General features: G+C 41.7%; 17 protein-coding genes, 1 tRNA gene and 2 pseudogenes. 10 read left to right on the top strand and 10 right to left on the bottom strand.

Annotated elements, in window-relative coordinates; all coding sequences use genetic code 11:
- The first annotated feature begins 37 nt into the window (after positions 1-37).
- From INE92_RS21450 to INE92_RS21440, 3 genes are all read left to right on the top strand, one after another.
- Positions 38-625: a hypothetical protein gene (locus tag INE92_RS21450; protein ID WP_008642761.1), complete on the top strand. Its 588-nt coding sequence runs from the start codon at positions 38-40 to the stop codon at positions 623-625.
- A gap of 28 nt (positions 626-653) precedes the next feature.
- Positions 654-1,379 (top strand): DUF5036 family protein, encoded by a 726-nt coding sequence (locus INE92_RS21445; protein ID WP_008024106.1) that lies wholly within the window; start codon positions 654-656, stop codon positions 1,377-1,379.
- 80 nt (positions 1,380-1,459) lie between these two features.
- The gene (locus INE92_RS21440) at positions 1,460-2,209 is read left to right on the top strand and encodes a hypothetical protein (RefSeq protein WP_151927147.1); all 750 of its coding nucleotides are present in this window, start codon (positions 1,460-1,462) and stop codon (positions 2,207-2,209) included.
- A 44-nt stretch (positions 2,210-2,253) separates the two neighbouring features.
- On the opposite strand, the gene INE92_RS21435 is transcribed toward INE92_RS21440, so the two are convergent.
- The 3 genes from INE92_RS21435 to recO form a co-directional block, all read right to left on the bottom strand.
- Positions 2,254-3,480, bottom strand: coding sequence for an acyloxyacyl hydrolase (locus INE92_RS21435; RefSeq protein ID WP_195436558.1), 1,227 nt, complete (start codon positions 3,478-3,480; stop codon positions 2,254-2,256).
- Positions 3,481-3,502: 22 nt separating this feature from the next.
- Positions 3,503-4,450 (bottom strand): hypothetical protein, encoded by a 948-nt coding sequence (locus INE92_RS21430; RefSeq protein WP_008642755.1) that lies wholly within the window; start codon positions 4,448-4,450, stop codon positions 3,503-3,505.
- A gap of 94 nt (positions 4,451-4,544) precedes the next feature.
- A complete protein-coding gene (gene recO / locus INE92_RS21425) occupies positions 4,545-5,273 on the bottom strand; it encodes a DNA repair protein RecO (RefSeq protein ID WP_004309477.1) in 729 nt (242 codons plus the stop codon).
- A gap of 520 nt (positions 5,274-5,793) precedes the next feature.
- Between recO and INE92_RS21420 the strand changes: the two genes are divergently transcribed.
- The 4 genes from INE92_RS21420 (at position 5,794) to INE92_RS21405 (ending at position 8,741) form a co-directional block, all read left to right on the top strand.
- Positions 5,794-5,865 (top strand) — tRNA-Glu (locus INE92_RS21420).
- A gap of 42 nt (positions 5,866-5,907) precedes the next feature.
- Positions 5,908-6,162 (top strand): 30S ribosomal protein S20, encoded by a 255-nt coding sequence (gene rpsT / locus INE92_RS21415; protein WP_004309474.1) that lies wholly within the window; start codon positions 5,908-5,910, stop codon positions 6,160-6,162.
- Between the two features lie 198 nt (positions 6,163-6,360).
- Positions 6,361-8,319, top strand: coding sequence for a DNA topoisomerase (ATP-hydrolyzing) subunit B (gene gyrB / locus INE92_RS21410; RefSeq protein WP_004315406.1), 1,959 nt, complete (start codon positions 6,361-6,363; stop codon positions 8,317-8,319).
- Between the two features lie 212 nt (positions 8,320-8,531).
- Entirely contained in the window at positions 8,532-8,741 is a 210-nt protein-coding gene (locus INE92_RS21405) for a hypothetical protein (protein WP_008770429.1), read from the top strand.
- Here the strand turns inward: INE92_RS21405 and INE92_RS21400 are convergent.
- On the bottom strand, positions 8,738-9,319 hold the full coding sequence (locus INE92_RS21400) for a DUF3109 family protein (RefSeq protein ID WP_004315408.1): 582 nt from the start codon (positions 9,317-9,319) through the stop codon (positions 8,738-8,740). The two genes, INE92_RS21405 and INE92_RS21400, sit on opposite strands and share 4 nt — an antisense overlap.
- A gap of 66 nt (positions 9,320-9,385) precedes the next feature.
- Positions 9,386-10,900 carry a 2,3-bisphosphoglycerate-independent phosphoglycerate mutase gene (gpmI, locus tag INE92_RS21395; RefSeq protein ID WP_004309469.1) on the bottom strand — a complete coding sequence of 505 codons (1,515 nt, stop codon included), beginning with the start codon at positions 10,898-10,900 and terminating at the stop codon, positions 9,386-9,388.
- Positions 10,901-11,247: 347 nt separating this feature from the next.
- Here gpmI and INE92_RS21390 point away from each other — a divergent pair, with 347 nt between their 5' ends.
- Positions 11,248-12,177: a magnesium transporter CorA family protein gene (locus tag INE92_RS21390; protein WP_008770430.1), complete on the top strand. Its 930-nt coding sequence runs from the start codon at positions 11,248-11,250 to the stop codon at positions 12,175-12,177.
- 136 nt (positions 12,178-12,313) lie between these two features.
- On the opposite strand, the gene INE92_RS21385 is transcribed toward INE92_RS21390, so the two are convergent.
- From INE92_RS21385 to INE92_RS21370, 4 genes and pseudogenes are all read right to left on the bottom strand, one after another.
- Positions 12,314-13,855, bottom strand: coding sequence for a DUF5723 family protein (locus INE92_RS21385; RefSeq protein ID WP_195436559.1), 1,542 nt, complete (start codon positions 13,853-13,855; stop codon positions 12,314-12,316).
- 180 nt (positions 13,856-14,035) lie between these two features.
- Positions 14,036-14,638, bottom strand: a complete 603-nt coding sequence (locus INE92_RS21380; protein WP_008024096.1) for a ribonuclease HII — start codon at positions 14,636-14,638, stop codon at positions 14,036-14,038.
- 90 nt (positions 14,639-14,728) lie between these two features.
- Positions 14,729-16,933 carry a sodium-translocating pyrophosphatase gene (locus INE92_RS21375; RefSeq protein ID WP_211421249.1) on the bottom strand — a complete coding sequence of 735 codons (2,205 nt, stop codon included), beginning with the start codon at positions 16,931-16,933 and terminating at the stop codon, positions 14,729-14,731.
- A gap of 598 nt (positions 16,934-17,531) precedes the next feature.
- Positions 17,532-17,747, bottom strand: a pseudogene (locus tag INE92_RS21370) (helix-turn-helix domain-containing protein); the annotation flags it as partial.
- Here INE92_RS21370 and INE92_RS27005 point away from each other — a divergent pair.
- Together INE92_RS27005 and INE92_RS21365 are read left to right on the top strand one after the other, a co-directional pair.
- Positions 17,737-18,114, top strand: a pseudogene (locus INE92_RS27005) (TonB-dependent receptor); the annotation flags it as partial. The pseudogenes INE92_RS21370 and INE92_RS27005 overlap by 11 nt on opposite strands.
- 82 nt (positions 18,115-18,196) lie before the next feature.
- Positions 18,197-20,386 (top strand): alpha-galactosidase, encoded by a 2,190-nt coding sequence (locus INE92_RS21365; RefSeq protein ID WP_049701631.1) that lies wholly within the window; start codon positions 18,197-18,199, stop codon positions 20,384-20,386.
- 106 nt (positions 20,387-20,492) lie between these two features.
- Here the strand turns inward: INE92_RS21365 and INE92_RS21360 are convergent, their stop codons facing one another.
- Positions 20,493-20,819, bottom strand: a complete 327-nt coding sequence (locus INE92_RS21360) for a heavy metal-binding domain-containing protein (RefSeq protein WP_004315412.1) — start codon at positions 20,817-20,819, stop codon at positions 20,493-20,495.
- Positions 20,820-21,064 lie beyond the last annotated feature (245 nt).

Genomic DNA, 21,064 nt, shown 5'->3' with positions numbered 1-21,064 from the left:
GATAAGTAACTTATCCAATCCATTTCATACTTAACTTATGCTCAAATTAATATCGATTTTGCTAACCAATGGAATTGTTTTATTCATGCTAATCAGTTGTCATAATAAAACAGGCAATTCTAAAAGCACTGTAAACCTTGAATATGAAAATAGTATCGACTCTCTTAATTCATATAAAATGGATATATCACATTTCATTAATTCCATCGAGCCAGGAGAAACGATTGTAGAAGAAAAACAAATGCAGGGGGAAGAATTTATTACAAGAGAAAATGAGAATATAAAAGTGCGCTTTTTATTAAAAGCCCCCTGCTCAAAAGACGGATTCTTGAAAACAGAAATTACTAATAATACAAACGATACAATTATCTATATTAGCAATACTTTCTTGCACTATAGAGAAAGTAATAATTCATGGATTCCTTTAGTTTATCCGGATAATTATGTAAAAAATGATCTTGGATATTTAATACCTTCTCATGAAAGCGCCAAAATAAGGTTCTTTTTACCTTCTCAAGAAGAATATCCTAAAGGGAAATACAAGCTTCAACTATTATTCCGCAATACTTCAAAGAGTATTGACTATTATATCGATAAAATATTTCTAAGCAACAAGTCAAACTAAGTTCCTGATAAATTAAGAAATTAAAAAAATGAATACAAAGAAAATAGTTGGGATTTTCTTATTATCCCTTTGTACTATGTGTTTCGTTAATTGTAGTGATGATGACACACCAGATGATCCGGCAGACACCATCACACTCAATATGCTTAATGAGCATAATGGAAAAACCTATTTAGGTGAATCAAATGTTTACATCAATGAAGCCAATAATTTTATCACATCTAAAAATTTCATTTCTGACGTAGGAAATGGCGCAGGAGTTGGAGCAAATATTCTGCCCTCGTTAACCAACCTCACACACGAAGTGGCGGTTACACCCGGGCATATTTATCAGATTTTTAATAAAAATACACTGATAGATTTTCCGTCAGGCAATTACGCTATTCAAGTAGAAACAAGTTATTATCAAGCCTATGTTGTATCTAAAATAGTAAATAGTGACATGAATATCGGTGCAATTGTAAAATATATATCTGTTTTCCCTAACAATAATGGACTGCCTGCATATAGGTATAATATTGGAAGCCTTTACCGCATAGGTGAAACGGTTGAATTAGCATTACCCCAAGATATTGAGTTTTTCTTGAAAGAACATAGCGCAGGTATAAAAGGATTAAATGTAACATATGCCAATAACAAATTAAGAATAACCCTAACTAAAGCACCTGACATTGTCAACGGACCTTATGGAACATTTGACCTTTATATCCGTTCAAACAATGTCTTTACGATCGTAGAAGTCCACGTGGAATAAGCAATAAAGACTTTATTAGCCAGTAAAACAAAGGGATTATCACCCATATTAGCATATATTTGCAACAAACATTTAAAAGTATGAGAATTGATAGATTTTTACTATTCGTATTATTACTGGCAACTTCGTATGGTTGCTCTGAAGAACAACCATACGAAGTTGAAAAGGAATCAGTTTCTATATGGAAAGGAGACACAAGGCATGTCATCATAGAAACAGACTTAACAGAGCACAACTATAAGTTAGAATCAGAAAATCAAGAAATTGCAACTGCAACTCTTGACGTAATGGGCGTATGCATCGCTACATACAAAAGTGGGAGCACCATGATACGACTTATTGATACTGACAATAATAAGATAGTATGTGAGATCTACGTATATGTAATATACTTCAACAGCTCGGAAATTATCAATTGGGGAATTCCGTTCGAAGGTCATCCTGGTTCTCCGGGAATAATAATAAAAGCAATAGATCTAAGAATCCCTCCAGAGATAGAAGTTGAGTTACGAGAAAAAGAGAAACCATTCATTGGTGCTACTTATACATTCAATCAGGAAACCAAGAAGTTCACAATGGAAACTGATTCGGGAATATTCAAAGAAGGTACATACGAATGGAACATTACCTCTTTAACCCTAATGTATGATAATAAAACAGAGAAATTCGGTTTTAAATTTGCCACAGGAATGTCATACGGATATATCCTACAGAGTGATAAAACAGTAGAATATCAGCAACGGTATCCTGATGCCGGTATCACAGAAGTAAAAGTTAATTATATTTGGAAGGATAATGGAATAATTCAATTAGGAGGGCTTACATTTTAATTAAATTGAAAAAAGGAAGTTATTAACAAGCGAAGATTACTCTTTCATCGCTTATCATGAAATCTATATCCAAGCCCCAACATCAGATTGTTGGGGTCTTTAAATTTGCTCAACTGATACCCCACGTGTAGAAACAAATGACGGGTGACATAAGTCTTGAGAGCCAGAACTTGGTAGAACCCTTTTGTATCATCACCGCTGTATATCAGGTTCCGACCGACGCCGACATTGATAGAGAAAACAGGCATCACCAGCTCTGCCCGAAGAGATAAACCTACGGAAAACTGCTCGCGGAAAGGAGGACGATGAAACTTCAAATCGCCCGAGTAATACTCGCCCACTCTATACTCTTTAAGATTGGCACTCTCATCATATTGCGCATCGGCAGAAAACCCTGCCCGAAAATAGTTGTTGAAATTATACATCGGGGCGAAATTGACGCCCGCCACGCCAAACGAACCGGGAATCATACTCGACACATCGTCTCCAATCAGTCCTCTTTTGCGGGTGGCTCCGTAGATCACCAGATCATAGCTGACGTGAGGTTTTATAAAGAGCCGTCCGGGAGTGATGGGACCGGGTCCCTCATCCACGCCCAAAGTACGCACGATGCCGATTCTTCCTCCAATAACATTAAGACCGCCATTGGGATAATGCGTGTTTCCATTGGAAAAATGGGTGAGATCTACACCTGCCGCCAGTTTCCAGTACTTGTGAACTTGCCAGTTCAGCAAAAAGCCGAGATTGATGTACGCATTGATCTTGGAGCCAATCAGCACGTTTTGCGGATTGGATAGTTCATCATATTTCTTCCAGCCAAAAGAAGCCCCGAAGTTCCATTCGTAATCGAACGACAGACGGGGGGACAGTTGCGCGATACGTGACCCTTGAAAAGCGTATACCGACACGGGATTTCCCAATTCAGCGGGACTAAAGAAAGTATGGTAGGAAATGCCAATACCCTGATAGGTATGGGGAAAGAGCCTGCCGAGGTTGGATTCTTTGCTGAATCTGAAAGCGTACTTGAAATGGAAGGAAAGCGATTGGTCGATTTTCTTTTGCTGCGCATTGTCTCCTTGCAGAAAACTATGGGTGGAGACGATATATCCCGGACGGATGTCGAAGCCAAGCTGATGGCAGATCAGGGGATGGCTGACGCTGTCGTTCCGTTGCCCGATGATTGTCTGGGCTTCCAGATTTGCGTTGATTGCCGGATGTACCAGAAGGTAAAGGAGGCACAGCAACCGTATGGCGTTCCTATTTCTAATCATTGATATATTAGTTGTTGATCGGTTAGTTGTTGAAAGGGATATCCTTGTGTGTTATGTAGTATTTTACAGGCATTTCGCTATGCAACGTGCCGGTTACGATTCGTTGTTTCTTGGTTTTGGGGTGAGAAACATAAAGGGTATATCTCGTTTCCAACCAATCATATACCATCGATAAGATGTAGTATCGAGAAGTCCTGGGAGGGATTATGTCTTTTTTCTGCTCCGTATTGGAGCAAGGCAACATTTGTTGCGCAGAAATGAATGGCGCCCGTTTACCGTTCATCCCTAAATATCCATCTTTCATGCTTGGTATTTCCACTGTCAGACCAGCTTCGCCCAGTAGTTGAAAGGCTTCGGGCACATCGCTTTTAAATCTCATAAAATGGTAAAAAGACTCGAAAGGAAAAAGCGTGTATGTAGACGAACCATCTGTTAAGTTATGAAAGGAGACGCCTTCTTTTTTCTCTATCTTGTTTTCCGGATCGTAAGAGTATGCATCCAAAGAATAAATGATACTATCCATCACATATCTGTCTGTCGGAGAAATCTCGACGCGTATCTCCTGCCACTCATACTCGTTGCTCGCCCTGAGCTGGAATTGAAAAGGAGCGGAAAGGGCATTCTCGCCCACCGTTATCTTCACTTCTTTGGGATGAACGCGTTCGATGGTGAAATCAATCATCTCTCCGGTGCACACAATCTTTCCCAACCCGTTCAGCGATGGACCTTGGTCGGTTGTTATCAGGCGATTGTCCGCATCATATATGTTATATTGAATGGGAAAATCGAAGGCTACATACATCCAATCCCAATTGGCAGCTGCAAATTGAATAGTGGCAACATCCCCGTTCCCGTCCAGCGTCAGTTCGGAATCGGAAGAACGGAAGTCGTCGACAAACACGTCTCCGTTACAACCATAAAACTTCCCTAGGATAAAAAAACAGACCGTCAGGTACAGGAATCTTTTCATATTGTTTCTCGCTTGTTCATTCTCTTTTGTTCTCTACCGACAAAAGTAACATATATTTTCAGGAACAGCATACAAACCTGCAAGAAATTACTAATTAATCAAACAGTTCTTTCAACACCTCCAATGATTTCAATGCCGGGAAGTCGGGCAGATGCAAGCGGTAATAATCATTCATAATCGTCAGGCAACGGGTACGCTCCGCACGGCTCATGCCAAAGAGATGCATTGTCTCATAGTTCATGCGCATCAGTTGACGGAGACGGGCAGCCTCTTCGGGATTGATATAGGAAGAATGCAGCTGGGGACGAATAGAAGTGAAGCAGGCATTCAATAAATCAAAGTAATCGCCGGTATGATAATCCTCCAGATTCGGATAAAGTCCCAGGAAACGGGAAAGACGCATCAGGAACACCAGATGGAAATTGGCAAAGCCGTCTCCACACTCATCCAGCCAAATGATGGAATGTTGCAGATAAGCAAATAACGGACGGTTCTCCGCCTCCTCCCGGATAGCCCTGTAAAGAAACTCCGACAGGAAAAGTGCCATCGAAGACTTATACGGATCGTATGGAATGGAAGAAAAAGGATAAAAGGATTTCGCTTCCTTCACACGATAGAGAGTTGCATTTGGGCGATAGTCGGCCTCGAACTCAATAAAAGACAACGGCTGGAAAAGTACGGATTTCACAGCCGCTTTCCGCGAACGGGGCACTGTTACAAGAAAAGAAGCCCTGCCGGACAACTCTGTATACATATCCACAATGATAGATGTATCATTGTATTTCAATGTATGAAGAACTATTCCTTTCGTTTTTTGCAGCATAACCGATATTTATCTCGTTTCCAATCCGAAGCAAAGCTACAAAAAAACACAAAATAATCGGAGACATACGGCGTTAAATATCGCTTCCACTTCCTTATCTTGCGCGTACATGAAACAAACCTTATAAATGATACGCTTATTTTGTAGCAGTATGCCTATAAATTCTTTGTTATCATTCATCGTCTCCGGTATTTGTTCCGTTAGTCGCCTAAAGAATCATTTAGTTACAAAAGAAGTTACCAATAAGCAGCTTTTTTATTTCGCTATATATAATAAGGTGGTAAGAAAAAATGCTTCCTACTGTTTTTCACAGGAGAGATTTTTTTATATAAAAATCACAACCATATATTTCACTGAATATCAGCCAAAAAGAAAGACATCTGTGAAAAAAAACACATATTCATTGAAAATTTTTCTATGAATCATTTGCCATTTTCAAAAAAGTTCCTACCTTTGCATCCGCAATCGAGAAACAAACACAGATTCGAGAAAGCAAAAAGCAGAAATGCTACAACAGGATGGCCCGTTCGTCTATCGGTTAGGACGCAAGATTTTCATTCTTGAAAGGGGGGTTCGATTCCCCCACGGGCTACAAGTTAAAAGAATAAAGAACTAAAAAAATAGATTAGTCGAGATGGCAAATCATAAATCATCACTGAAAAGAATCAGACAAGAAGAGACAAGAAGACTTCACAACAGATATTATGGCAAGACCATGAGAAATGCTGTTAGAAAGCTTCGTGCAACTACTGATAAAGCAGAAGCAGTTGCAATGTACCCAGGCATTACAAAGATGTTGGATAAGTTGGCTAAAGTGAACATCATTCACAAAAACAAAGCTAACAATCTGAAATCTAAGTTGGCTCTTTACATCAACAAGCTCGCTTAATAACAAGAATTTAACAATTCTATATAGCATCTAGGCTGAACTTTTAAGTTCGGCCTTTCTTGTTTATAACCCACTGAATATCAAACCTATTAACAATACAGAGAAACCGCCCGCATTCTTTATTTTTCACTGATTATTCTTCGTCAAGTCGACAATTTTCACTATATTTGCTCTGTTATTAAAGTTAGAAAGGCAATTATGAGCGAAGAACAAATCACTCCCAATAACGGGTCTTATTCTGCGGATAGTATCCAAGTATTGGAAGGTCTTGAAGCAGTAAGAAAACGCCCTGCGATGTACATTGGTGACATCAGCGTCAAGGGACTTCACCACTTGGTATACGAAATCGTTGACAACTCTATCGACGAAGCATTGGCCGGCTATTGCGACCATATCGAAGTAACAATCAACGAAGACAATTCAATCACAGTACAGGACAACGGACGCGGTATTCCGGTTGACTATCACGAGAAAGAAAAGAAGTCGGCACTGGAAGTAGCCATGACCGTATTGCATGCCGGAGGTAAATTCGACAAGGGGTCTTACAAAGTATCCGGAGGTTTGCACGGTGTAGGTATGTCCTGCGTAAACGCGCTGTCTACCCACATGACTACACAAGTATTCCGTAATGGCAAAATCTATCAGCAGGAATACGAGATCGGTAAACCGCTTTATTCTGTAAAGGAAGTCGGTACAGCCGACATTACGGGAACCCGCCAACAATTCTGGCCGGATGGTACCATCTTTACTGAAACGGTATACGACTACAAGATTCTGGCTTCACGTCTGCGCGAATTGGCTTATCTGAACGCCGGTCTTCGCATCTCTCTGACTGACCGTCGGGTAGTGAACGAAGACGGAAGTTTCAAGAGCGAGCAATTCTATTCAGAAGAAGGTTTGAGAGAGTTCGTGCGTTTTATCGAGTCTTCACGCGAGCACTTGATTAACGATGTGATCTATCTGAACTCCGAAAAACAGGGAATTCCTATTGAAGTGGCTATCATGTACAATACCGGATTCTCCGAAAACGTTCACTCATACGTCAACAATATCAACACCATTGAAGGTGGTACGCACTTGGCAGGTTTCCGCCGTGCGCTGACTCGTACGTTGAAAAAATACGCCGAAGACAGCAAGATGCTGGAAAAGGTGAAAGTTGAAATCTCGGGAGACGACTTCCGTGAAGGTTTGACTGCCGTTATTTCTGTAAAAGTAGCTGAACCACAGTTTGAAGGACAGACTAAAACAAAGTTGGGTAACAACGAAGTGATGGGTGCTGTTGACCAGGCAGTGGGCGAAGTATTAGCATATTATCTGGAAGAACATCCGAAGGAAGCCAAAACAATTGTCGACAAAGTGATTCTTGCCGCTACTGCACGTCACGCTGCAAGAAAAGCCCGTGAAATGGTACAACGCAAGTCGCCGATGTCGGGTGGCGGTCTGCCGGGTAAATTGGCTGACTGTTCGGATAAGGATCCTTCTAAATGTGAATTGTTCCTCGTCGAGGGAGACTCGGCAGGTGGTACTGCCAAGCAGGGACGTAACCGTATGTTCCAGGCGATCCTCCCATTACGCGGTAAGATTCTGAACGTAGAAAAAGCCATGTATCACAAGGCTTTGGAAAGTGATGAAATCCGCAATATCTACACAGCTCTCGGTGTGACTATCGGAACTGACGAAGACAGCAAGGAAGCAAACATACAGAAGCTGCGCTATCACAAGATTATCATCATGACCGATGCCGACGTCGATGGTTCTCACATCGACACACTTATCATGACGTTCTTCTTCCGTTATATGCCGCAAGTTATCCAGAACGGTTATCTGTACATCGCTACTCCCCCGCTCTACCTCTGCAAAAAGGGTAAAGTAGAAGAGTATTGCTGGACAGACGCACAACGCCAGAAGTTTATTGATACTTACGGCGGTGGTTCAGAAAATGCAATTCATACACAACGCTACAAAGGTTTGGGTGAGATGAACGCCCAGCAGTTGTGGGAAACAACTATGGACCCTGAAAACCGTATGCTGAAACAAGTAAATATTGACAACGCCGCAGAAGCTGATTATATCTTCTCTATGTTGATGGGTGAAGATGTAGGGCCACGCCGCGAGTTTATTGAAGAGAATGCAACGTATGCAAATATCGATGCATAATTTAAATAATACGTTTTTATAAACCAACCTCACATCTTACAACGAGGAAACGCCGATGGCGAAGGAACATCCTTCGATCGGCGTTTTTCTTTTATCTGAAGGGGCTTTCATGTTCGAATCGTTCAACCGCCCATCTCTTAATAAAACCTAACAGCAGAAACGTTTTCCATACAAAATCACTATCTTGCATAAAAAGCAAAGAAAACATAACTATGAAAATGAAAACTACTGCCCCCAATCCGTTATTTGCAAAGATCAGGTTGTTTCTTATTGTACTGACTTCCTGCGTGATCGCGACTTGTATCTTCTTGATTATTATCCATCCGGAAGCATGGATTATGCCGGCATGCGGAATCATAATCGCATTGTGCATTTTGCTTTATCAGCTATATTGCATACGCAAGAACCGGAAGAGAATTTAAATATATTGTTGCTTTTTCAGCTCTTCAGCAACAGTAACCAGCTCTTTGTACCATTCTTCACCGAACTTACGGATTAAAGGCTCTTTCAAAAACTGATATACGGGAAGATTCTCTTTTTTCCCCAGCAAAACTGCTGCTTTGCATACATCCCAACGATTATAATTCACCGCTTTATAGGGCCCGTAATCGCCGATCCGGATAGGATAAAGATGACAGGACACCGGTTTATAGAAGTCTGTTTTCCCCTCCCGATAAGCCTTCTCAATAGCACAGTAGCAACAGCCTTTTTCATCGTAGCAGGTAAACACACAGTCTTTATTATTAACAATAGAAGTCACCAGATCACCTTCCTCATCCGTATATACTACTCCTTGCTTTTCAATCACCGCACGTGCTTCCGGAGCCAGTTCATCCCAAATAACCGGCAAAACCTCTTCCAACTCCATCACCTCGTCCAGCTCTACCGGAGCACCGGCATCACCTTCAATGCAACAGGCCCCCTTACAAGCGCCCAAATCGCAAAGGAACTTCTCCTGAAATACATCAAGAGACACTACTACATCACCTATTTGTATCATTTTAAACCTTATGTGAGACAAAAAGGGCGGAGTTCTACTCCGCCCTCCCAATTATAGAAATCTAAATTACTTAATCAAAACGTTTCCGTCCATTTCTGCCGGAACTTCCAGTCCCATAATCTTTAAAATAGTCGGAGCAACATCTGCCAAACGACCATCTTCTACTTTCGCAGCCTTATTCTCTGTCACGTAAACACAAGGAACAGGATTCAAAGAGTGAGCAGTGTTCGGAGTACCGTCTTCGTTCAAAGCATGGTCAGCATTACCATGATCGGCAATGATAATTGCTTCGTAATCTTGTGCTTTAGCGGCTTCGATTACATCTTTCACACAAGCATCTACAGCAACAACCGCTTTCTCGATTGCTTCGTAAATACCGGTATGACCAACCATGTCACCATTAGCGAAGTTCACTACGATGAAATCATATTTGTTCTCGTTGATGGCAGCTACCAGTTTATCTTTTACTTCAAAAGCGCTCATTTCCGGCTTCAAGTCATAAGTAGCAACTTTTGGAGAAGGAACAAGGATACGTTCTTCTTTATCGAATGGAGTTTCACGTCCACCGTTGAAGAAGAATGTTACGTGAGCATACTTTTCTGTTTCAGCGATATGAAGTTGGCTCAAGCCTTTGGAAGCAAGATATTCGCCCAATGTGTTGGACACGTTTTCTTTGTCGAACAAGATATGAACGCCCTTGAAAGATGCATCATACGGAGTCATACAGTAATATTGCAGCCCCGGGATAGTATGCATGCCAACTTCCGGCATATCTTGTTGAGTCAGTACGACAGTCAACTCTTTGGCACGGTCGTTACGGTAGTTGAAGAAGATCACTACATCACCCTCTTTGATTGTTCCGTCGCAGTTAGCGTTTACAATCGGTTTGATGAATTCGTCTGTCACGCCTTCGTCGTAAGATTCCTGCATTGCCTGAACCATATCAGTAGCTTTCTTGCCTACACCGTTTACGAGCAGGTCGTATGCTTCTTTTACACGTTCCCAACGCTTGTCACGGTCCATTGCATAATAACGGCCGATGATAGAAGCAATCTTTCCTGCTGATTTCTCGCAGTGTGCAGAAAGTTCTTCGATAAAGCCTTTACCACTCTTCGGGTCAGTATCACGGCCATCCATGAAGCAGTGGATAAATGCATTGTTGATGTTGTATTCTTTTGCGATATCGCAAAGTTTGAAGAGATGAACGAGTGAGCTGTGTACACCACCGTTAGAAGTCAGCCCCATAAAGTGAATATTCTTTCCATTTTCTTTTGCATAAGAGAAAGCAGAAACAATTTCAGGATTTTTCATGATGCTATTGTCCGCACATGCACGATTGATTTTCACCAAGTCCTGATAAACCACGCGTCCGGCACCGATATTCAAGTGACCTACTTCCGAGTTACCCATCTGTCCGTCGGGCAAACCCACGTTTTCACCGCTTGCCTGAAGTTGAGAGTGAGGATAAGTACTCATCAGATAATCCCAATAAGGAGTGGGAGTGTTGAAGATTACGTCGTCTTTCTTTTGGTCGCCTAATCCCCAACCATCGAGGATCATTAAAAGGGCTTTCTTACTCATAATATTTTAATATTTAAATTATCACACTGATTTTCGGGTGCAAAGGTACAAAAAAGATGGTTACGTAAACGTTTAATCTATGTTAAGTTACAGGGCAGAAGTGTATCAGGCTATGGGTCTTTTTCTTACTTTGTAAAACAACTTTCAACATGTTTATCGAAAAACAGGATACAAAAGGCGGAACTTACTTCATTTTTCCGTACCTTTGCCTCGCTTTTAAATTAAAATCATAGAAATATGGACGATTCAAACCCGCGAACGTGCACAACTAGTATTAATTAAAGCGAACAGAGCCATTGAAGACTGATGCCTCTGCTCGTGTCAAACAAACGAAAGGAGGCAATAAGATGAGAACGTATCTTTATTGTGAGGCTGGCTTTGTGGAAAAAGCACAATGGCTTCCCAACAGCTGGGTAAATGTAGTATGCCCAAACAATGATGACTTTGAATTTCTAACTCAAACTCTCAACGTACCCGAATCATTTCTGAACGATATAGCCGACACGGACGAACGTCCGCGTACGGATACGGAAGGCAACTGGTTGTTGACGATTCTTCGTATCCCGGTAGTGAACAAACAGAATGGCAGTCTGCCTTTCGACACCGTACCGATTGGAATTATCACTAATAACGAGATTATTGTGTCCGTCTGTTATCACAACACAGATTTGTTACCGGATTTCATAGAGCATACCCGTCGAAAAGGGATCGTTGTACGCAACAAGCTGGATCTGATTTTCCGGTTAATCTATTCTTCTGCCGTGTGGTTCCTGAAATATCTAAAGCAGATAAACATAGACATCAGTGCCGCAGAAAAGGAATTGGAACGGAGTATCCGTAACGAGGATTTGCTTCGCTTGATGAGACTGCAAAAAACACTTGTCTACTTCAATACTTCCATCCGTGGAAATGAAGTGATGATCGGTAAGTTAAGGACTATTTTTCAGGATACGGATTATCTGGACACTGAATTAGTGGAAGATGTAATTATCGAGCTGAAACAGGCGCTCAATACGGTGAATATTTACAGTGATATCCTCACAGGGACAATGGATGCTTTTGCCTCTATTATCTCCAATAATGTGAATACGATCATGAAACGTATGACAAGCCTCTCCATCGTCCTGATGCTTCCGACATTGATTGCCAGTTTCTATGGCATGAATGTGGATATTCACCTGGAAGAAGTGCCCTTTGCTTTCTCTTTGATTGTGCTCTTTTCCATCGGATTGTCAACGCTTGCGTTTGTAATATTCCGGAAGATTAAGTGGTTCTAAAAGGAGGAACATAAAAAAACAGCTTACCATCTATGACCCTTTATAAGGATTCTTTATGACGGTAAGCTGTAATTATACGTTTTTTATTCTATAGAGAATTAATTAAAAGAGAATGTTTAGAGAGAAATTAAAATATTTATCCTTCTTTATTTGCTTTTCTTCCACCTAACGGAATAGATACCCCAACGAATCCATTAACAGAGTTAGAGTTCTTTCCTAAGAACATGTAGTCAGTTCCGACAAACAGAGGACCTAATTTCAGACCCAAACCGAAAGATTTACCAGCTGACTGGATAGCTGAATAGCTAAGCGCTACATTGAACCAGCTTTTCGGACGGTAGTTTGCGGAGAATGTTAATTCTGTAAGAGCATCAGGCTGTACAAAACGAGTTGTTGACAATACACCGACTGCTAATTTGTTATTAAAGAATCCGTATTCTGCACCTAATACAAGAGTAGAAGCAAGACGAGATTTACGAGATTCTTTAGCATCTCCTACTTCAAGTTGCAACATATCATAGTTAAGCACATCACCTTGTGTCACAAGATCCATGTAATTTTCAGCATCGTTTTGCAACTGATTCAATGCATTTGTAACACTAGATTGTGCATTGGCCGGATCAATCATGCCTGCATAAGTACTTCCTTTAATATCAATTGGATCCGGATTAGCTGATGCTATCTTTGTACTTGATTTAGACCAAGAAATAAAGCCTAAATCAAGAATAGAGGCAGATACAGTCAAATTATCCAGAATTTTATAAGATGCACCTAAGTCGATGCCAAATCCATAACCAGCAATACCTAATTTACCACTGTCAAAGTCGAAATCAGTTACATAGTCTTTACCCTCTTCTTCTTTTAATTCCAGGCCTTTGAAAGAACTCTTCAGTTCGGCACCAACAGTTAAGTTTGCATGATAATTATCAAACTTAGCTTTCAATTCTTGAGCCTTTGCAACAATTTCTGCAGAGCTGCCTGACCAATAGCTCTCACTTGACCATTGATTGATTTGTTGATCAGTAGGCAAATTAGCACTCATCGCAATTTTATTAAGTTTCAACTCCATGTTGCCGATACCTAATAAAGCCTTAACTCTAGCACCAACAGTTAAACGACTATTAATCTGACGTGAAAATCCTAAACCTATTTCCGTATAGGCATTGATATTCAGTTGCTGACCACTAATATCATAGTTGCTATTTCTCCAGTTATCCTCAATTGTTTCCATTTGATTCAGGAAACTGAACATATTCTTAGTCAAGTTAGCACCGATATCTGTACGCAGACCGATATTGAATGACCAGAAGTTCTTACCTTTGTACCATCCTGCAGAAAGAATCTCCGTACTGAAGTTCACATTCAACTTATTATTATCTTTCAGACGATTCATAAAATCTGGTTTAGTATAGAAATCGTCACCATCATCAATGATATCAATGATATCTTGATAACCTAATGAAGTAGAACCGACAGTTGCATTAACAGCACCAATCACCGGAAGGTTGAAATAACCTTTCGTCGGTGTTAAAGCCGGATTTAGTTGTTGACGATAATGAGTACCTTCCATGAAATAAGAAGTACGCAAAAACTGTGCATTTGCAGAAAGAGTGCAAACCAACATCATAAAAAATACCCCAATGATTTTAGAAGACCACAATAGTTTGTTCGTTGCCATGATTTTAAACTTTTTAATTCTTATTATTGTTTGCAAAGATATAGCATTTCAATAACAAATAAAAGCACTAGGCAACACTTTTTTAGCCTAAACAGAACAATCTTAGGGTTATCCGTAACAAAATCGTGCTTATTCTGCAAAAAAATGTAGAAAATATGTGCAAAATGAAACAAAGTGACTTTAGAAGTTCAAAGTTAGCTGTCCATCTCCTAATAGATTGAACGTCATTCGATGGTAAGGAGTGGTCCCACGTTCGGCAATGGCGGCGCGATGTTTTTTAGTTGGGTAGCCTTTATTGTGATCCCAGTCATAATAAGGAAACTCTTCGTGGAGACGGTTCATATAATCGTCTCTGTATGTCTTGGCTAAAATAGAAGCCGCAGCTATTGAAAGATATTTCCCGTCGCCTTTCACTACCGTGGTATGGGGGATATCGGGATATTTAGTGAAACGGTTTCCGTCGATTAGTAAATGCTGTGGGCGGGTAGTCAGTTGATCCACCGCACGATGCATAGCTAGGAAAGAAGCCCGCAGGATATTTATTTCATCAATTTCTTCCGGTGACACGACGCCAACCGCCCAGGCTATCGCTTCCTTCTCTATTACCTCACGTAGTGCATAACGTTGCTTTTCTGACAGTTGCTTGGAATCATTCAACAGTTCATTCTTAAAATCTTTCGGAAGAATAACCGCAGCAGCGTATACTGCTCCCGCCAAACATCCACGACCGGCCTCATCACATCCGGCTTCAATCAGATTCTCGTTCAAATAAGGTAATAACATATTTATCGCTTCTATTTTGACACAAAGGTAATTCAAATTAAAAAAGGAGACTTGTTTTGCCTCCTTTTTCTTACTTCTTTCCTGCTTTTTTTAGAATAAACTCCAGGCAACAGTAAGCCCTGCCATTACAATGGCTACCATGCTCATTAGCTTTATTAAGATATTCAAGCTCGGCCCGGATGTATCTTTAAACGGATCGCCCACGGTATCTCCTACTACGGTTGCTTTATGAACTTCACCGCCTTTTCCTCCAAAGTTTCCTTCTTCTACATATTTCTTTGCATTATCCCATGCACCGCCGGCATTAGCCATGAAGATAGCCAGTACGAAACCACTGCTCAAGCCACCAATCAGCAAACCGAGCACACCGGGAACACCGAAAATAAGACCTGTAAGGATAGGGGCAATAATAGCGATCAAGGAAGGCACAACCATTTCACGTTGCGCACCTTTTGTTGATATTGCAACACAACGTTCGTAATCCGGCTCCGCTTCTCCTGTCAAAATACCCTTTATTTCACGGAATTGGCGACGTACTTCATCTACCATGTGCCCTGCTGCACGTCCTACGGCATTCATTGTCAATCCACAGAACAGGAAAGCCATCATGGAACCGAGGAACATACCCGAAAGAACTTTCGGATTCATCAGATGTACTTCATAATAATCCATAAAGTCGATAAAAGTAGCATTCGCCACACTGATGGAACTACCATCCGCAAAGGTCAAATCTACATTACCAAGCCGTGTAAGGCCGATTCGGATTTCTTCAATATAAGAAGCCAGCAAAGCCAACCCTGTCAATGCAGCAGAACCGATTGCAAAACCTTTTCCGGTGGCAGCAGTCGTATTCCCCAATGAATCGAGCGCATCGGTACGTTTGCGGACTTCGGCACCCAAGCCGGACATTTCTGCGTTACCTCCTGCATTATCCGCAATCGGGCCGTAAGCATCCGTTGCCAGAGTGATACCTAAAGTAGAAAGCATGCCGACAGCCGCAATACCGATTCCATACAGTCCCATACCGACATTGGCAAAATCGCCGGCGGAAGCCAACAAATAGGAAGCAATGATACCAATTACGACCGCAATTACCGGAATAGCCGTAGAAAGCATACCTAAACCGATACCGGAGATAATTACGGTGGCAGGTCCGGTCTTACCGCTTTCACTTAGTTTCTGGGTAGGGCGATAGGATTGGGAAGTATAATATTCTGTAGAACGTCCGATGGTAATACCTACCAATAGTCCGACTACTACGGCACAAGAAATCCAAATCCAGTTATCAAGTTGCAGAAGCCACAGAATAAGGAATGTAGCAGCAACAATTAATACGGAACTAAGATTCGTACCGAAAGCCAAAGAGCCGAGCAAATCCTTCATAGTCGCATTCTCCTTGGTACGGACAGCAAATATACCTATAATAGAAAGGATAATACCAACAGCCGCGATCAGCATCGGGGCGATCACTGCCTTGAATTGCATCACTGTATCTGCCGAATGAATAAAAGCAGCAGCACCCAGTGCGGCTGTTGCCAGAATCGAGCCACAGTAAGATTCGTATAAATCGGCTCCCATACCGGCCACGTCGCCTACATTATCGCCCACATTATCGGCAATAGTGGCAGGATTACGAGGGTCATCTTCCGGGATTCCGGCTTCTACTTTGCCTACCAAGTCGGCTCCGACATCGGCTGCCTTTGTATAGATACCACCGCCTACACGGGCAAAGAGCGCCTGGGTAGAAGCTCCCATACCAAATGTCAGCATGGTGGTAGTGATTACACAGAGTTTATGAGTAGGTGTCAGTACATCAGCAGGAATCACTGCATTCAGCAACAGATACCAAAAAGAAATATCGAGCAGTCCCAGGCCAACGACCACCAGTCCCATCACGGCACCACTTCGGAAAGCAATTCTTAATCCTGCATTCAGAGAAGTACGGGCAGCATTAGCGGTACGAGCGGACGCGTATGTCGCCGTCTTCATCCCCAGAAATCCGGAAAGCCCGGAGAAGAATCCACCTGTAAGAAAAGCAATAGGAACCCATGCATTCTGTACATGAAAGCCGTATGCCATAATTGAAAACAAAATAACCAGCCCCAAGAATACCCAACCTACTATTTTGTATTGTTGCTTTAGATAAGACATAGCTCCTTTGCGTACAGCAGCAGCTATTTTTATCATTTGGGGTGTACCTTCACTCTCTTTCATCATTTGCTTATGAAAGTAATAAGCAAAGCAGAGGGCTAACACGGAAGCGACTGGAACGAGCCAGAAAAGAATGTTGTCCATGGGGTCAATTTTTAAAGGATTACGGAGGCTAAAAGTATGGAAATCAATCGAAATAAGCAAGTAAAAAAGAAAGAATTTACAGAGTTGAATCATTCTATTTTTTATACGTCCTTTTGGACAAATGAGCAGATGGTAGTTCTTTTTAGACATAAGAACAAAAGAACATAAAAGCTGCGCTTTGAAAATTATTTCTGTTGCTTATTGAACTGCTATTTTATTTTTTTGTTCTTATGTTCTTCTGTCTGAATTAAATTCCCATTTAACCAGAAATTGCCTGGTTTGGGATCAATTGCCACTAATGATTTTATTAGTTATTTTTAAGCAATCGTTTACCTATTAATAGTTATTTCATTGCCTAAGGAGTTTTCGTTTGACTATAGTCAAGCGATAGTTCAACATATGTCAAGCGTTCGTTCAACTATAGTCAAACGAAAACTCCTTAGGCAATTGAAAAAATAATATAAGCAAGAGAAAGAAATAAAAGCTGCATACTGACGAGTTATTGCCAGCAATAGTATTGGGGGTTATTTCCGTATAGAAATGAACTAAGTTCAGTTCAAATTCAAACAAAGAGATAACGAATAATAGTCAATAACAACTAACTATATGCCATTCTCTGCTTATTCTGCTGGGCAAACTCCATAGGAGTAACTTTAAACTGTTTCTGAAATACTTTGGCGAAGTAAGAAGGAGACTGAAATCCTACCCTGTCACAAATTTCATTGGTGCGCAGTTCTCCCTCCTGCAACAATTCCGCAGCATGTTTTAGCCGGATGATACGGATAAAATCGAGTGAGGAAAGGTCAGTCAATGCCAACGAAATGATCGTAAAAGAGATCCCGCAGATACTTGTCGAACTCGACCCAAGCTATAACATCACGAAAGACTTACGCCTCTAGCTTAGTTTCCGCTATTTCGGCAAGACGTACGCCAATCTTCAGGAAGCGCTCTACTTCAACGGCCGCTGGGAAACGTTCGGAGGAATCAACTGGAACGTAAACAAACACCTGTCTCTAGGTGCAACAGTCATCAACTTCCTGAATCAGAAAGGAGCCAGCGGAACCATCAACGGTTCGGAACTGATTACGAAAAAAGAAGCTGTCCAATACGCCGGAAATTATATGAGTGGAAATTATTTACGCCCATTCACCGTAGAATTTAGCGCAAGCATCAAATTCTAGTTCATACCAAACGAATTATAATTATCTTTGTGGCATTATATGCCCACGAACTAACTAATACCTAATTAATTATTAAAAAACCATGAAGAAACTTTTCGTATTACTTACGGCATTGTTTACCCTGGCACAAGTGAATGCCCAGGAAAAGAACGTTATCCGCATCGCAACGGACAACACAGACCTAATTCTCCAAGTAGCTCCCAACGGACGACTTTATCAGGCTTATCTGGGCGATAAGTTGCTGAACGAGAAAGACATCAACAACTTTTCTCCATACGTGAAAGGAGGCAGTGACGGCAGCGTATCCACCCGTGGATGGGAAGTATATCCGGGCTCCGGCGCCGAGGATTATTTTGAACCGGCTGTAGCAATCACGCACAATGATGGAAACCCAAGCACGATTCTCCGTTATGTATCTTCCGAACAAAAAGCAGTGGCAGGCGGCACGGAGACAGTCATCCAACTGAAAGACGATCAGTACCCGGTGGAAGTCACGCTGCATTACATCGCTTATCCGAAAGAAAACGTCATCAAGACGTGGAGTGAAATCAAACATGCTGAAAAGAAACCTGTCACCATCTGGCGTTATGCCTCGACCATGCTTTATTTCTCCGGAAACGAGTATTATCTGACTGAATTCAGCAGCGACTGGGCTAAAGAAGCACAAATGAGCACACAACCTCTATTGTTCGGCAAAAAGGTGATCGACACCAAACTGGGAAGCCGTGCCGCCATGCATACCCACCCGTTCTTCGAACTTGGTTTTGAACAACCGGCACAAGAAACACAAGGACGTGCCATGCTAGGGACGATCGGATGGACAGGCAACTTCCAGTTTACCTTTGAAGTGGACAACGTAGGCAACCTCCGTGTCATCCCCGCCATTAACCCGTACGCATCTGATTATGAACTAAAACCGAACGAAGTATTTACCACTCCCGAATTCATCTTTACTTTCAGCAACAACGGTACGGGCGAAGCCAGCCGCAACCTCCACGCATGGGCACGCAACCACCAACTGAAAGACGGACAAGGCGACCGCATGACTTTATTGAATAACTGGGAAAATACGTACTTCAAATTCGATGAGAAACTGCTTGCCGAACTGATGAAAGAAGCCAAACATCTCGGTGTAGACATGTTCTTGTTAGATGATGGCTGGTTCGGCAACAAGCATCCGCGCAACAGCGACAATGCCGGACTGGGCGACTGGGAAGTGATGAAATCCAAACTGCCGGGCGGTATTCCCGCACTCGTGAAATCGGCCAAAGAAGCCGGAGTAAAATTCGGTATCTGGATCGAACCGGAGATGATAAATCCCAAAAGTGAATTGTTCGAGAAGCATCCTGACTGGGCAATCACACTGCCCAATCGCGAAACATACTATTACCGTAACCAACTGGTGCTCGATCTTAGCAATCCGAAAGTACAGGATTTTGTGTTTGGCGTAGTGGATAACATCCTGACAGCGAACCCGGAAGTGGCTTTCTTTAAATGGGACTGCAACTCTCCCATCACAAATATTTATTCTCCCTATTTGAAGAATAAACAAGGACAACTTTATATCGACCATGTACGTGGTATATATAATGTATTGGAACGTATCAAAGACAAATATCCGAACGTACCGATGATGCTTTGCTCCGGCGGTGGCGCCCGTTGCGACTACGAAGCATTGAAATACTTCACAGAATTCTGGTGCAGTGACAATACAGACCCGATAGAGCGCCTGTTTATCCAATGGGGATTCTCACAAATCTTCCCTGCCAAAGCAATGGATGCACACGTAACCAGCTGGAACAAGAAGACAAGCGTGAAATTCCGTACCGATGTAGCAAGTATGTGTAAACTGGGCTTCGACCTCGGACTGAAAGAGCTGAATGCGGACGAACAGACTTTTTGCCAAAACGCAGTTGCCAACTGGACGCGTCTGAAGAAAGTGATTCTGGATGGTGACCAGTACAGACTGGTTTCTCCATACGATGGTAATCACATGTCTGTCATGTACGCCGCACCGGATAAGAACAAAGCAGTGCTTTATACCTACGATATCCACCCACGTTTCGGTGAGAAGCTGCTCCCGGTTAAACTTCAGGGATTGGATGCGAAGAAAATGTATAAGGTGAAAGAAATCAACCTGATGCCAAACTCTAAATCGAATCTTGCTGCTAATGAGAAGACTTATTCAGGAGATTATCTGATGAAAGTAGGAATCAATGCTTTCACTACCAATCAGGCTTTCAGCCGTGTGATTGAGCTGACTGCCGAATAATATTCACCACAGAAGTACGGAGGACACAGCGTTTTATATCATTGATAATAAACAAATTATATGCGTTGCGTCTTCCGTGTTCTGTAGTAAAAAAAACAATAATCAATTAATCCTCTTCAATCTTTACGGCTGTGCCGTTAGCAGTCACCATCAGCATACTGCCACTACCTCCAACTGTCTCATAATCCAAATCAACACCTATCACGGCATTAGCTCCCATTTGAGCTGCTTGTGCCTCCATTTCCTTCAACGCTGTATCTTTTGCCATACGCAGCACTTCTTCATAAGAACCGGAACGACCACCCACAATATCCCGAATACTTGCAAACAAGTCGCGGAATACATTGGCACCTATGATTGTCTCTCCGGAAACTATTCCATAATATTTCACTATTCGTTTTCCCTCAATGATGGGAGTGGTTGTCATCAGCATAGTTTTTTCTTTATTAGTTATACGTATTTACGTTAGACGCAAGTCCCCCTAAAAAAGTTGCAGCTACACCGTAATTTCTTACGATATAGCTGCGATTAATGTTAAAGAGAGAGAATTTATATAATATGAGCATGGTCTCACGACCCTCCTAATATTCAATGAACATTTTGTTTCTTTACCTATTAGACGCACAAAAGTGCAAATCACTGCACTTGAAGGCATCTTTTTTTAGTTAAAGAATAAAA

Origin of the sequence: Bacteroides xylanisolvens (assembly GCF_018289135.1) — a bacterium.
Taxonomy (GTDB): Bacteria; Bacteroidota; Bacteroidia; order Bacteroidales; family Bacteroidaceae; genus Bacteroides; species Bacteroides xylanisolvens.
This window is presented reverse-complemented; position numbering and strand designations above follow the sequence as displayed.